General features: G+C 41.4%; 10 protein-coding genes. 9 read left to right on the forward strand and 1 reads right to left on the reverse strand.

All coding sequences use genetic code 11. The features are described from left to right. The first annotated feature begins 418 nt into the window (after nucleotides 1-418). The 9 genes from QZ562_RS14665 to QZ562_RS14705 all read left to right on the forward strand — a co-directional run bounded on the left by QZ562_RS14665 (nucleotide 419) and on the right by QZ562_RS14705 (nucleotide 13,721). Nucleotides 419-1,666 carry a malic enzyme-like NAD(P)-binding protein gene (locus QZ562_RS14665; protein ID WP_293761611.1) on the forward strand — a complete coding sequence of 416 codons (1,248 nt, stop codon included), beginning with the start codon at nucleotides 419-421 and terminating at the stop codon, nucleotides 1,664-1,666. A gap of 120 nt (nucleotides 1,667-1,786) precedes the next feature. After that, nucleotides 1,787-2,197, forward strand: a complete 411-nt coding sequence (locus QZ562_RS14670) for a VOC family protein (RefSeq protein WP_293761613.1) — start codon at nucleotides 1,787-1,789, stop codon at nucleotides 2,195-2,197. Between the two features lie 279 nt (nucleotides 2,198-2,476). Next, nucleotides 2,477-4,327: a sigma 54-interacting transcriptional regulator gene (locus QZ562_RS14675; protein ID WP_293761615.1), complete on the forward strand. Its 1,851-nt coding sequence runs from the start codon at nucleotides 2,477-2,479 to the stop codon at nucleotides 4,325-4,327. A gap of 19 nt (nucleotides 4,328-4,346) precedes the next feature. Next, nucleotides 4,347-6,947: a TonB-dependent receptor gene (locus QZ562_RS14680; protein ID WP_293761617.1), complete on the forward strand. Its 2,601-nt coding sequence runs from the start codon at nucleotides 4,347-4,349 to the stop codon at nucleotides 6,945-6,947. A gap of 48 nt (nucleotides 6,948-6,995) precedes the next feature. After that, a complete protein-coding gene (locus QZ562_RS14685) occupies nucleotides 6,996-8,198 on the forward strand; it encodes a CoA transferase (RefSeq protein WP_293761619.1) in 1,203 nt (400 codons plus the stop codon). Then, a complete protein-coding gene (locus tag QZ562_RS14690) occupies nucleotides 8,198-9,121 on the forward strand; it encodes a hydroxymethylglutaryl-CoA lyase (RefSeq protein WP_293761621.1) in 924 nt (307 codons plus the stop codon). Before QZ562_RS14685 ends, QZ562_RS14690 begins: the two co-directional genes overlap by 1 nt. Nucleotides 9,122-9,149: 28 nt before the next feature. Further along, nucleotides 9,150-11,210 carry a hydantoinase/oxoprolinase family protein gene (locus tag QZ562_RS14695; RefSeq protein ID WP_293761623.1) on the forward strand — a complete coding sequence of 687 codons (2,061 nt, stop codon included), beginning with the start codon at nucleotides 9,150-9,152 and terminating at the stop codon, nucleotides 11,208-11,210. 12 nt (nucleotides 11,211-11,222) lie between these two features. Continuing rightward, on the forward strand, nucleotides 11,223-13,094 hold the full coding sequence (locus QZ562_RS14700; protein ID WP_293761625.1) for a hydantoinase B/oxoprolinase family protein: 1,872 nt from the start codon (nucleotides 11,223-11,225) through the stop codon (nucleotides 13,092-13,094). Between the two features lie 12 nt (nucleotides 13,095-13,106). Next, the gene (locus QZ562_RS14705; RefSeq protein ID WP_293761627.1) at nucleotides 13,107-13,721 is read left to right on the forward strand and encodes an isochorismatase family protein; all 615 of its coding nucleotides are present in this window, start codon (nucleotides 13,107-13,109) and stop codon (nucleotides 13,719-13,721) included. A gap of 510 nt (nucleotides 13,722-14,231) precedes the next feature. On the opposite strand, the gene QZ562_RS14710 is transcribed toward QZ562_RS14705, so the two are convergent. Next, entirely contained in the window at nucleotides 14,232-14,393 is a 162-nt protein-coding gene (locus tag QZ562_RS14710; protein WP_293761629.1) for a hypothetical protein, read from the reverse strand. Nucleotides 14,394-14,804: the final 411 nt, after the last annotated feature.

A 14,804-nucleotide genomic window follows, 5' to 3' on the forward strand; every position in this document is an offset into this window, starting at 1 on the left:
GTAACGTCGACACTGGTGGACGTGTTGATAAATTCAACAAACGTTTTGCTGGTCTTAAGAAAAGCTAAGTCTTTTTTTAGTCTGACAATACATAAAAAGGCGCTTATCTAGCGTCTTTTTTGTGCCTTTTTTTAGCAAAAATTAACGCTGCTACCATGTTTTGCTTACCCTTAGCAGGCTTCGGCTATTTATTGGTTGGGCAAATCATAAAGTATCAATTTTAATTATATTAGATATATGAAAATAGCAATCTGATCGGGTATGTGGATTAATACAGGCTGTGTTACATTTGTGGGAAGGATGTTGATCAAAATTCTGCCTGATGAAATTTTTTAAAAGGACATCAATTCAAAAGAGTAACAATTGACGTTTAAACTTACTGAAAACATTTTTTAATTCCAAAAGGACTGACTACACCATGTCTGATTTTCGCCAACAAGCGCTTGATTACCATTCCAAACCTACACCAGGGAAAATCAGCATTGCGCTTAGTAAGCCCGCCGAGAGTGTTACCGACTTAGCGCTAGCATACAGCCCCGGTGTGGCTGAGCCTGTTCGAGAAATTGCAGCCGATCCCGATGCTGCTTATAAATACACTGGCAAAGGAAATTTAGTTGCGGTTATTTCTAACGGTACGGCTATTTTAGGCTTAGGCAATTTAGGTCCTCTTGCGTCCAAACCTGTTATGGAAGGTAAGGCATTGTTGTTCAAACGTTTTGCCAACATTGATTCTATTGATATTGAAGTAAAACATACGACAACAGAAGAATTTATTAACACAGTCGCGTGTATTGCAGATACTTTTGGCGGGATTAACCTCGAAGATATTAAAGCCCCTGAATGTTTTGAAATAGAGCAAGAATTAATTAAACGCTGTGCTATACCTGTTTTTCATGATGATCAACACGGTACTGCTATAGTCACCGCTGCAGGCATGTTGAACGCGTTGGAAATTCAAGGTAAATGTATAGAAGAGGCCATAATAGTGTGTCTAGGTGCTGGTGCCGCAGCCACTGCTTGCATGCAGTTGTTGATTAAATGTGGTGCTAAACGCGAACGTATTTATATGCTGGATAGAAAGGGCGTGATCCATACTCGTCGTGAAGATCTCACCAGCCACAAAAAGTTATTTGCCAATAACACCGATAAGCGAACTTTAGAGGATGCCCTAGACTGCGCGGACGTATTTATTGGTGTATCTGGACCTAATCTTTTGCCACCAGAAGCGTTGAAATTAATGGCGCCTAATCCGATCGTTTTTGCTTGCTCTAACCCTGACCCTGAAATTAAACCTGAGTTGGCCCATCAAGTACGGGATGATTTAATTATGGCAACAGGTCGCTCTGATTATCCTAACCAAGTGAATAATGTATTGTGTTTCCCGTTTATTTTCCGCGGTGCGTTAGACGTGCGTGCGTCTAGGATTAACGATGAGATGAAAATAGCTGCGGTGGATGCAATACGTAATATTGCTAAAGAAAAAGTGTCCAAAGAGGTATTGGCTGCTAGCAATATAAAGAGTCTTAGTTTTGGTAAGGATTATATTATTCCTAAACCTATGGACCCTCGGTTGTTAAATCGTGTGGCAAAAGCAGTGGCACAAGCCGCTATAGACTCTGGTGTGGCAGCCATTAAAGAGTTACCTTTGGGTTATATGAAAGAATAAACACTGTGTTCAAATGAATAACAATATTGCTTGTTAGCAAATTTGATATTGTTGATAGCATGACACTATCAAGTGTTATTTGTTCTTAAATGTCACTTGATAGTTCTAGGAGTAAACGTGATGTCCAAAGTTAATGCAGTCCACCACATTAACTTTGTAGTGCGAGAATTGGCACCACAAGTTGAATATTTGCGAACCCTGTTACAATCTGAACCTATTATTGAGGACTTACCAAAAAGATATGTAAAAAGCGCTCGTTTCTTATTATCGGGGGTATGGATTGTTTTGGTGGAACCTACATCAACTGAAGGAGAAGTTGCGCGAATTTTGGCCGAGCGTGGGGAAGGACTATTCTTGTTGTCTTTGAGTGTGGACTCATTAGACGAGTCAATAGAAAAACTATCTCAGCAAGGCATTTACTTAGATAACAAAGGTAAACGGCAGGGATTAGACAATTGGACCGTGCAAGATCTTGATTGCCCCAAAGCTTTAGGGCCTGTTTTACAACTCTGTCAGCTCATTTCAAAATAAGATATCACTTTATTTTTATTTCAATATGAAATAATATTTTTCATATTGAAATAAAACCATCAAAAAATCTCTTGCGAGTTTAATTTTCGAATTCTCAAACTAGCATTTAACCCCAATAAAAATGGGCTATCAACTAAAAAATGATAAAAATGGCATAACTAATGCTATCTAAGAACTACCTTTTATTCAAATTGAAAGTTGGCTAGTTATTTTGCATCTACTTATGTTTACTTTTATACAACTCTTAGTTGTCAGTCCGACAAATCTGGAGAAAGTATCGTGAACAAAGTGAATGTAAAGCCACAAGCAATAAGAATTTTGATTTTTGGTCACAAAGAATTTAGCCAACTTATGACCAGTGTTTTACCCGAGTTTGCTGAGAAGGCGAAATTTAAATTATTCGATGCAATAGTCGGAAGTGTGTCGGAAATAGACGAGCACATAAGAAGTTTTTTACCGGATGTGATTGTCAGCGCCGGCTCTAACGCAGCCTATTTGAAGTCAGCTTTGGATTTGCCTGTTGTCTCCCTAGATTGCAGTGTTACAGATATTATTTCAGCAGTACAACGCGCAGCGCAAGTGTCTCGTAATATAGTGCTGATTAACTTTGCCGAAGCGTCACCCGTTGTACCTATTCTAGAAGCGGCGTTAAACGTGACCATCCAAGAGGAAATTTATACTACCCCAGAACAAGCACGCGAATTATTTCAGTTAACACGACAACAACCTAATATTGCGTATGTTGGGGCTAGTTTAGTATGTGGTTTGGCTACACAACACGGGCTCCCCTCTTTTTTATTATACAGTGCTGAATCTTGCCGCAAAACCATTGTTAGTGCTATTCAAGTAGTTAATCAACAGATTGTTTCTAATCAAGGCGCAGCGTTAACTAATTGGTTGCTAAAACAATCAAAAACACCAATTTTTATGACTGACAAAGAAGGTCAGTCTATTATTTTTAATCAAGCAGCTAGACAAGAATTAGGTGTGGATAACAACAATTGTTCTGACTTAGAAAGCCTCATTTATTCTGAAGAAATAATGCGTCCCACTGATGGCGAGTGCTGTATTCAAGGTGTTGATTGGTGGTTTCATCAAGATTGTGTGATCACACAAGGCAAACCTTTGTATATATATCAATTATATAGAAAAAAGCCTAAACCAGAAAAAGTTAAACCTACCTCTCGCCACCAATTAGTCTTTGAATCATCAGCTATAAAAAAAGTGATGCAACAGGTTAGAGCGTTTTCCTCCTCACCTAGTAATGTTTTAATTTATGGTGAATCTGGAACAGGTAAGGAGTTGATAGCACGAGCCGTTCACGAAACGAGTCCTTTTTCAGAAGGTAATTTTGTTGCGCTTAACTGTTCGTCTATTCCAACTGAATTATTTGAAGGAGAACTTTTTGGACATAGAGATGGCGCTTTTACAGGGGCTAAACGAGGCGGTAGAAAAGGGTTAATTGAAGAAGCGCAAGATGGGGTTTTATTTCTAGATGAGATTAGTGAGTTGGCTCTTGATCAACAATCAAAACTTCTTCGATTTTTGCAAGAACGACATTATCGGCCTATAGGCTCTAATGTGGAAAAACCTGCCTATTTAAAAGTGATTACGGCATCCAATAAAGAACTCAAACAGTTAGTCGTAGAAGGTAAGTTTCGCGCAGATTTATTTTTTAGAATTAATGTTTTTAATATTCATATCCCCCCATTACGAGAGCGCCCCGAGGACATCTCTAGCATAGCTATACAAAAAATTTCTCGTTTCATTACGAGTTATCAATCGCAGTTTTCGGTAACAGAAATACTCTCTGAAACACTCGAGATTTTAGTGAGTTATTCATGGCCAGGTAATGTACGAGAGTTAGAAAATGTCCTTGAACGGGTTGTTGCATCCATGCAGATGGCTGATGACCTCACAAAGATTAAGGAAATATTGCGCGACATTTCTCCAGAACTTTTTTTAAAAACAACATTTGATATTGAGCAAACTTTGGTCAGAACCAAAGAGTTGGAACTAGTGGTGGACGCAATGCATAAATTCAACGGTGATAAGCAACAAGTCGCTCACTACCTTGGGTTGAGTCAAACAACCTTATGGCGAAGATTAAAACACATAAATCTAAAATAAAATTATTGGAGAAAACATAATGATAACACTCCGTAAAAGCGTACTTGCAACCAGTATATTGGTTGCTCTGTCCGCCAGTAGTTTAATAGGAATAAATCAAGCGGTTGCTCAAGAGGCAACCGAGCAAGCAGATGATTTTGAAGTCATCAGTATTTCTCGTAAGCGTCCAGAAAGTTTACAAGAAGTACCTATTGCCGTCACTGCTATCTCTGAGAAGATGATTGAAAGCGCTGGCATCGAACGCCCAGGCGACTTCATTGGGCTTATTCCTAACGTAACCATGGTTGACGCAGCAAATGTGGGTGATACACAAGTGACCATTCGCGGCATCGTATCTACCCGTGATGCTGAAGGCACGTTTGCCTATGTGGTAGACGGTGTGTTGATGACTAATCCAAACAGTTTCAATGAAGAATTATTAGATGTATCACAAATCGAGGTGCTTAAAGGCCCACAAGGAGCGTTGTATGGTCGAAATGCTGTGTCGGGTGCGATAATAGTCACCACTAAAATGCCAGCAGATGAATTAGAGGGCAGGGTCACTTTAGGCGTAGGAAATAACAATAGTCAAAGAATAAATGGGGTGATCAGCGGACCACTGTCAGAAAACGTTCGTGGTCGCTTAACCGCCAGTTATAAAACCACAGATGGTTTTTATGAGAACGTGTTTACTGGTGAAGATGATTCAGTCGACTATCTTGACGACACAAATATCCGCGGTCGTCTTATTTGGGATGTTAGTGATGATTTAACCTTAGATTTTCGTGCCAGTATGGGCAAGGTCGAAGGTGGGGCGATAAACTATAACGCAGTATTTGCATTACCTTCATTTGTTGCCAATGGATTTGATCCGGCTTTCAACAAAGACGTGAATGAAGTAGACATTAACTTTGCATTCAACGTGCCTGGCATCAACAAACAAGACACCACTGAGCTATCTTTAAAAGCTGACTGGGATCTAGATGGTATGGATGTCACCGCCGTTTTAGCTTATAACGATCTAGAAGAAGACTTAATTTCTGATGGCACCAGTGCCACCTTTTATGGCTATGAACTGACTCCTCAATGTCAAACCGACCGCGCTAGCTTAAATAATGCACCTGGTGCATTAGGTGGTGCAGATAGAACTGACTTGTTTGGTAACTTTTTTGCACCCTTCGGTGTGTTTCCTCCTGGGGTCGAGTTCACTGGGGTTTATGGACCTTTTACACCCTTATCGTGCGATGGTTATCAGTATCAAGAGCGAAGCCAGTCCGATATTAGTGGTGAATTACGCTTTACCTCAGACGATAACGATGCAGACTTAAGATGGATTGGTGGCGTCTATTTTGCCGAGATCGAACGTGATGTCGTCGTTGCTTATGGTGCCGATACGGGGCAAGGTTTTTTGAGCCAAGCTTATGTGCCACCTACTGGCCCTAATCCAACTGATTTACTATTCTCTGACACCTTTGATACCTCAGTCATGTCTGCTTTTGGCCAGCTTGAATATGATCTGAGTGAGCAATGGGAATTAGCCGTGGCTCTACGTTATGACTACGAAGACAGAGAAGTAAACAATAATGTACCCAATGTAACTGCCTCTGGACTGAATGTGAACACTTACGTTAACGGTGTATTAGGCCCAATCAATCCAGCCTTTAACGCTAATCCAAATGGTATTCCTAACAGAAGTCGCTCATTTAGCCAATGGCAACCTAAAGTGACTTTAGGTTATGCAGCGAGTGAGAACATTAATTGGTATGCCAGTTATGGTGTAGGTTTCAGAAGTGGTGGCTTTAACTCCATTGGTACCGAAGCCACTTTAGACTTTTGGTTTAATGCCAATGGTAATGGCACCCCTGGTGATGCGGTTAATGCTCAACTGATAGTGAAAGATGAGTACGATAAAGAAGTCACCACTAATATTGAACTTGGTTTCAAATCGAAGATGATGAACAACAAAGTGAAACTGAATGCGGCTGTATTCTCAACTACTGTCGATGATAACCAGTTTTTTGAATTCTTCGCTGGCCCATTTGGTTTACTGCGTGCTGTGACCACTATTGAAGAATTAGCTATTCAAGGCTTTGAGTTAGATATTAATGCCCAAGTAACTGAAGATATTACGGTATTTGGGGGCATGGGTTTATTGGATAGTGAAATTAAAGAAAATCGCAACCGTCCACTTTCTGTCGGTAATAAGGCTCCTCAAGCCGCTGATGAAACTTTCACTTTTGGGGTAAGCTGGGATTACACTTTAACTGCTGATGTATTTATGACCACTCGATTGGACTGGCAGTATGTAGGCGAAACCTTTTTCCACTCATTACAAGGAACTGGGCCTGAAGAAACTGCACAGAGTTTACCCACTATTTGGGATTTCTTCGGTACTTTGGGTGGCGGTGTACCTCCTGGACCTCACCCTGTTAATTTTGAGAACGCAAGTCGTGATGCTTATAGTACGGTTAACCTAAGAGTCAGTTTTGACGCAGATGATTGGAACTTGGCAATATGGGCTAAAAACTTAACCGATGAAAAATATTTACAAGAAGTTATTCCTACTCCTGAGTTTGGTGGTTCTTTTATCCAACCTTCAGCACGTGATTCTTACGGTATCGACTTTACATATCGTTTCTAGTGTGAGGGAGCCGCAAGGCTCCTCTATTATCTATTGGAGTAGTTTACAGTGACTAATAAACCATTGTCAGGGACACGTATACTTGATTTAACGCATATGTTATCTGGACCTTATTGCGGCATGATATTAGCCGATTTAGGAGCAGAGACCATAAAAGTTGAACCACTTAAGGGAGAGGGAACCCGCAAACTCTTAGCCACAGATCCAGAAAATTCTATCAATGGTATGGGGGCATATTTTATTACCCTTAATCGTAATAAAAAAAGTGTGTGTATCGATCTGAAAACACCCAAAGGCCTCGAGTTATTTTATGACTTAGTTAAAAAATCTGATGTGGTGATCAATAATTTTGGTGCTGGTGTGCCAACCCGACTCAAAATTGACCATGCACATTTAAAGCAAGTGAATCCTCGTATTATTAGTTGTTCTATCACCGGTTTTGGTAATGATGGCCCAGGTTTTAAACGTCCGGCTTTTGATCAGGTTGCCCAAGCTATGGGTGGTGGTATGTCCATTACCGGTGCCAATGAAGATCAGCAAGTTCGAGCGGGCATTCCTATTGGTGATTTGGGTGGCGGTATGTTTGCTGTGATGGGCATTCAAGCAGCATTGCTAGAGCGTGAGAAAAGCGGAGAAGGGCAAGACGTCGACATTTCGATGTTGGATTGCCAAATTTCTTTGTTAAATTATATGGCCACCATGCATTTTATCTCGGGTAAAGATCCTTATCCAATTGGTAATTCTCATTTTGTACATGTGCCATATAATACTTTTACCACCAGTGATGGACAAATTGTGATCGCGGTTATCACTGATAACTTTTGGCAAAACTTAAAACAAGTGGTGCAGATAGAAAGCTTAGAGAAGCCTGAATACGACACCCAACCCGGACGTTTCAAAGATCAGCATTTTATTAATGCCGCCTTAAACGACAAACTATCAACAAAAAGTGCTGGTCACTGGCTAGGTTTACTGGAAGCCGCGCGGATCCCATGTGCCCCCGTCAACAAATTTTCTCAGGCCTTGAGTGATCCTCAAGTATTGCATCGTAATATGGTAGTGGAATTATCAGATCCCGAAGGACACAAAACCAAAGGGCCTGGTAATCCGATAAAATTTTCTAGGAGCAACGAGGAAAGTTTTAGTGCGGCGCCTGGTTTAGGTGAACATACCGAAAAAGTGCTACATGATTTATTGGGTATGAGCTCTGAGGATGTATCTATTCTAAGAGCTGCAGAGGTGGTCAGTTAATGCATCCGGATCACATTACAATTAATGATGTGGGCCCTCGTGATGGTTTACAAAATCAGCCTAAATTACTCAGTAAAGATCAGCGTCTGAGTTTAATCAGTGCGTTGGTAGATGCCAAAGTACCTGAGATAGAGGTGGGAGCTTTTGTTTCACCTAAGGCAGTGCCAGCTATGGCTGGGACGGATGAGTTATTTGCAGATCTAGCTGCTTCACTAAAAAATAACTCAAGCTTATTTTCTGCCTTGATACCAAATATGAAGGGTTTTGAATTAGCGATGTCGGCCAAAGTTCCGCTGATGTCATTAGTCGTTGCCACATCAAACACCATGAATCTGAAAAATATTCGTATGACTACTCACGACAGCGTTTCAGTCAGTAAAGATGTGTTGAAGGCGGCCAAAAAACAGGGCGCTAATGTGCAAGCTTATGTGGCTACTGCTTGGGCATGCCCTTTTGAAGGAAAAATAAGCGCGGATAGTGTGTTTAGTATCACCGAACAACTATTACAAGCCGGTGCTTCTAGCATTGTTATTGCAGATACTATTGGTGCGGCCAATCCTTTAGAGGTCAATCAACTGATGGAAGCAATGGCTAGTCGTTTTGACCTGAGTCAGTTGTCTTGTCACTTTCATGATACCAGAGCCATGGGATTAGCTAATGTTTATGCGGCGATAAGTGCGGGAGTAAGAAGGTTTGATGCGTCCATTGCCGGGCTAGGCGGCTGTCCATTCGCACCTGGTGCCAGTGGTAATGTGGCAACCGAAGATGTGGTGATGATGGTACAGCAGATGGGATTCTCAACGGGGATCGATATGGCACTGCTAGTCAAAGCGGCAGACTTGGCCATCGAATTGACTGGCTCTGCTTCAGGTGGAAACGCTAAGCCTTGGATTGAAAATTATTATCTTAATGAATCGGCATAATAAAAGTTACCGGATATTGGAGTAAAACATGAGTTATCGATTAGGTGTAGATGTGGGCGGAACGTTCACTGACTTGTTACTTATAAATGAAGAAAATGGTCAAACCCACACGGCTAAAGTGCCATCCACTCCCGAGGATTCTTCCATAGGGGTATTAAATGGCATCGATAGAATTTGTCAAGAGTCTGGTATAGACCCTAAGAAAATCAGGCGTGTGATGCACGGTACTACAGTGGCCACCAATGCAGTCTTAACAGGAAAAGGCGCAAAAGTCGGTCTAGTGACGACTAAAGGTTATAAGCAGGTTCTACAAGTTGCTCGCTCGTTTTGCCCGGGCGGGCTAGGCGGTTGGGTGAGTTTTGTAAAAAAACCTTTGTTGGCCCCACTGGAATTAACGGTTGAAGCTAATGAAAGAATGGGCGCGAATGGCGAGACAGTGGATACCTTAGATGAAGCCGCACTTCGCGCTTCGTTAACCACCTTAAAAAACACCGGTCAAGTCGAAGCACTGACTATTTGTTTTATTAATGCCTACTTAAATGGTGCTCACGAACAGAAAGCTAAAGAAGTCGCTGCAGAAATATTTACGGATATTCCTATTTCAATATCCAGTGATCTAGTCCCAGAGATGCAGGAGTACGAACGCACAGAAACCACCGTTGTGAATAGTTATGTGCGCCCAGAAGTAGCCAGATACGTAGAAAATTTAAATCGTTCTTTAATAGCCACTATGGGTGAAGACTTACATCTTTCTATTCTGCGATCAGATGGGGGGCTAGCATCCGCCAGAGCATCAGCTGAAAGCCCGGTTAATCTATTAATGTCTGGACCTGCAGGCGGCGTATCGGGTGCCATGCATTTTTGTAAAAAAGCTGGATTTAACGACATTTTGACCTTTGATATGGGAGGCACATCCACAGATGTCGCCTTGATCCAAAACGCCAAGGCAAGAGTCAGACGTGAAACCAGAGTCGGCGATGTGACAGTTCGCGCTCCATCGGTTGATGTTCGCACAGTGGGTGCTGGTGGTGGCTCATTAGCCTTTGTTCCTGAACTTACCAAAGCGTTACGTGTTGGACCTGAATCTGCCGGCGCTAAGCCCGGACCTGCAGCCTATATGAAAGGTGGTACTGAACCTACAGTGTGTGATGCGAATGTTGTATTAGGTTATTTGCCCTCTAATGTGCAACTCGGTGGCGCAATGGCGATAGATAAAGAGGCGGCAGTGGCGGCGGTCAAGAAAGTCGCTGATGCTATGGGTTTAACAATAGAAGAAGCTGCAGAAGGTATTATCAAAATTGTTAACGAAGCCATGTTTGGTGCGTTACGATTGGTATCTGTAGAGCAAGGATTTGATCCAAGAGATTTTGCTCTCGTTGGTTTTGGTGGCGCGGGTCCATTGCATGCCAATGCTCTGGGGATTTTGACTCAGGCTTGGCCTACTATTATTCCTCCGGGTCCTGGGGTGTTATGTGCTTATGGTGATGCGACTACTGTGGTGCGTGATGAAGCATCAAAAACCTTCGTTAAACTCCTTAAAAATGCCTCTGCAGTAGAGCTAGAAACAGTATTAGATGAGTTAAAACATAAAGCCAGTGCTACCTTGATCACTGATGGTATTGCGTTATCGGATCAAAAAGTAACGTATCAGGCAGACTTGCGATATACCGGCCAAGCGTTTCAATTATCCATTGAATTTACATTAGCTGAATTACACGCTCAGGGTGTAGAGGTACTTAAATCTCAGTTCGACAAAGAACATACACAGCTCTTTACGTTTGCCCTAGAAGAAGGCCATGAGATTGTTATGGTTCGCGCTATCGCCACCGCCAGCAGCGGTGAGTTACCCACTATCCCAAAAGACAATGCGGTTAACACGCTAGATGAATGTAAGTTGGCAGATAGTCAGATTTATTTCGAAGGACAATATCACCCTACACCTATTTACGATCGAAATAAGATGCAAACTGATTTGCAGATCCCGGGACCCGCCATTGTGAGTGAAATGGACTCCACCACCGTCATTTTACCTGGTTATCACGCCAAGGTTGATGCAGTCGGTAATCTTCTTATTAATCCAGCGAAGTAATTGGAGATGACAATGAATAACAAAATTTTACAAACGAATACGTCACCTTTGAAAAGAGTCGAGGTGGACACAGTTACAGTAGACATTATCGAAAACGCCCTGAGTAATGCGCGAGAAGAAATGGATGCGGTATTGTTTAGAACCGCCATGAGCCCAGGAATTCGAGAGCAAGGTGATTGTTTTCCGATGATTGCCAACAAAGACGGCAAAATGGTAGTGGGTCAGTTTGGCTCATTTATTCATGGGTTTTTAGAAGCATACACCGGGCAGTTAGAAGAAGGGGACGTCATATTAACGAACGACCCTTATATGACCAATGCTGCTGTATCCCATCTACCAGATTGGATTGTGCTCGTGCCTATTTTTAAAGAAGGCCGGCATATCGCTTGGTCTGCTATGTTTGGCCATATGTCAGATAATGGCGGTATGGTGCCGGGTTCTATCCCTATTAAAGCAGAAAGTATCTTTCAGGAAGGGATCCGTATTCCACCCACTAAGCTGTATAAAAAAGGGGTATTGCAAAGCGATCTTTTAGATTTGATTTTGCACAATGTACGCACCCCACAATGGAATAGATTTGATTTGAATGCCTTGGTTGCCGCTTGTAATACTGCGGCTAAACGATGTATCGAATTTTCAGAACGATTTGGCGATGATATATTTTATTCCACTATGGAAATCATGCTAGAGCGAAACCATGTGGCAATGGAAGCCATCATTAATATGTTGGTACCAGAAGAGCCACGTACGTTTGTGGACTATGTCTGTGATGATGGCGTTGGCATGGGTCCTTATAAAATACAGTGTAAAATGTGGCGAGAAGGCAATCGCGCAATATTTGATTTTGAAGGTACCGATCCTCAAGCTAACAGCTCGATTAACTTTTACCTGAATGAAGACATGTTTAAGATGTTTTTTGGTTCATTTACTATCAATCTTGTGGATCCACAAATTGTGTTCAACGATGGTTTTTATGATCTAGTCGATGTGCATATACCCGCCGGTAGTTTGCTCAAACCTAATTTCCCCGCTGCGCTGTCAGGGCGTACCCATGCATTAGGACGTATTTTTGATGTGATGGGAGGTCTGTTGGGACAAGGAGCCCCAGAAGCCATGAATGCGGCTGGATTTTCTGATTCACCTCACTTATTTTATTCAGGTTACGATGACAAAGGCGAGTGGTTTCAATTGTTTCAAATTGGTTTTGGAGGCATACCGGGTCGCCCAGTAGGTGATGGACCTGATGGGCATTCATTATGGCCAGGATTTACTAATGTACCTAATGAATTTATCGAAGCCTACTTCCCATTGCGAGTAGAACAATACGAGACCATTATCGACTCTGGTGGTGCGGGTAAACATCGCGGTGGTAATGGATTGTCGGTAGCATATCGTTTTCTTAACGATGGTAATATCGCTATTCATGATGAAAGATGGTTGACTTACCCTTGGGGTGTAAACGGCGGCACACCCGGACAAAGGTCCACTAAAATATTAAAACGTGCAGATGGAACACAACAAATCTTGCCAGCTAAATGTGATGGTGTTGAAGTAAAAACAGGTGATTTATTGTACTTCAATACATGGGGTGGGGGTGGCTGGGGAGACCCATTCTTGCGCGATTGCGTAAGTGTACTTGGCGACGTAAATCGTGGTTTAGTCTCTATTGAAGGCGCAAAACGTTATGGCGTGGTAATAGTGGATGGTGCGGTTGACCAAAAACAAACCACTGCATTACGTGCGTCGTTAAGTGAGAAGCGTGGTGATACACAGTTATTTGATTTTGGTGGCACGATTGAAGAAATCAAAGCTAGATGCCTCGAGGAAACGGGGTTGCCTGCACCACAAACGCCTAGTTTTGTTAAGTCTCGAGCTTTGAAGTGAAATAACTAGACTATGCCAAATACACCACAGGATCGTGATTTAGCCACTGGCACAATAAGTCTGGGCGTACGCCCAGCACTTATTGTGGTTGACTTGTCTAATGGGTTTAGCGATGCGGCTAGCCCACTTGGGGGGGATTTTGACAGTCAAATCTCAGAAATTAATAGGCTATTAGACACATTCAGAATTAAAAAGCTGCCTGTTTATTTTACTTCAGTGGTATATCACGATAAGACCACTGCCAGTGTATTTCGTCGACGTTTACCAGATTTAGATATCCTTCAAGCGTCAAGCCAGTGGGTAAAAATCAATAGTAAAATTAATAAAAGAACCGATGAACTGATCATTGAAAAACAATGGCCAAGCGCTTTTTTTAAGACGCAATTAGAAACACAGTTAGAAAAAAACGCAGTGGACTCAATCGTGGTTGTGGGTTTAACAACGAGTGGTTGTGTTCGCGCTACTGTGATTGATGGCTTGCAACATAACTACCCAGTTTTTGTGGTACCTGAAGCATGTGGTGATAGAAACTTAAGTGCCCATCACGCCAGTTTGCATGATATGCATGCCAAATATGCTATGGTAATCCCAGCAAAAGACTTGTGCACTCATATTTTATCTTTGTGACTGAGGTTTGATTGTCTTATCCAATCCATAACAATCTAACAAGAAATAGCCTCATATGAGGCTGATGAACTAAATGGGTTAAGTCGTCTAGTCGTGGGACTAATAAAGTAAATGTAACTAAATTTCACAAAACACGACGAAAATCTTACGATGAGAGCTGGTCAATAGCTGTATTTAATTGTTTGAGTGCTTAATTATATTTACCGTTATTTATCATTTTCATCCCTTCAAAATCTATATTCATCAATAGTTTGTAGGTGTCCTCAAAATTAAATACAACAAACAAAAAGTGACTCATCATGAAAAAAGTAATGGTTAGTACTATCCTAACCGCAGGCATCCTTTTAGCTGGTAATGTATATGCAATATTGTTCCGGAAAGTGAAAGAAAATTAGTCATAGTATGTAAAGCCATAAAAGTGATCGCCTAATCAAAGTCAATGTTGTATTAAAAGACCGCGGTATTAGTATCAAAAAAATTGCCGACAGCTTAGTGCCTAATGATGTTGAACTAGTGAATTGTGCTTTGGTCAACGACACAAAAAAACAGCCCAATACTTAGTTCAAAAACTACCATCGATGGTCTGGTATCTTTGGCTACATTAAAGTCTGCCAACATGGTATTAGCTAAACAGGCCGAGTCAAGCATGGGAGACATGCCGTTTTTGCTCATAACAGATGTCCAACAAGTATTATTTAATTAATACTCCGCTTTTTGAGCTTACATCACAGCCAATAACTATTTCCGTTTCATTTTGTTTAAAAGATTTTTTAACTTTAGCTCAATCAGTGACTTTGAAAGTATATGAATACAAACGAGTCATCTCACTCTCACGTGTGAGGCATATTTTTCGCAGGAATAAAGTCCTTTGTAATAACCTTTTATTTCATTAATAGACTGGTTTATGTTTATTACGACCATTTAAACAACACAATTAAACCACAATTAAATTATGGTTTAATTGTGTTGTTTAAATGGTGCCTACCTTGTAGGATTGGAAATATTTTTTTAATTAACATCAGACAACACTTGCTTGGAAAGCAATATTAGGCGTAAGAAAATTATTGAAGCAATTTTAATAAC

This window comes from uncultured Paraglaciecola sp., assembly GCF_913058035.1.
GTDB lineage: Bacteria > Pseudomonadota > Gammaproteobacteria > Enterobacterales > Alteromonadaceae > Paraglaciecola.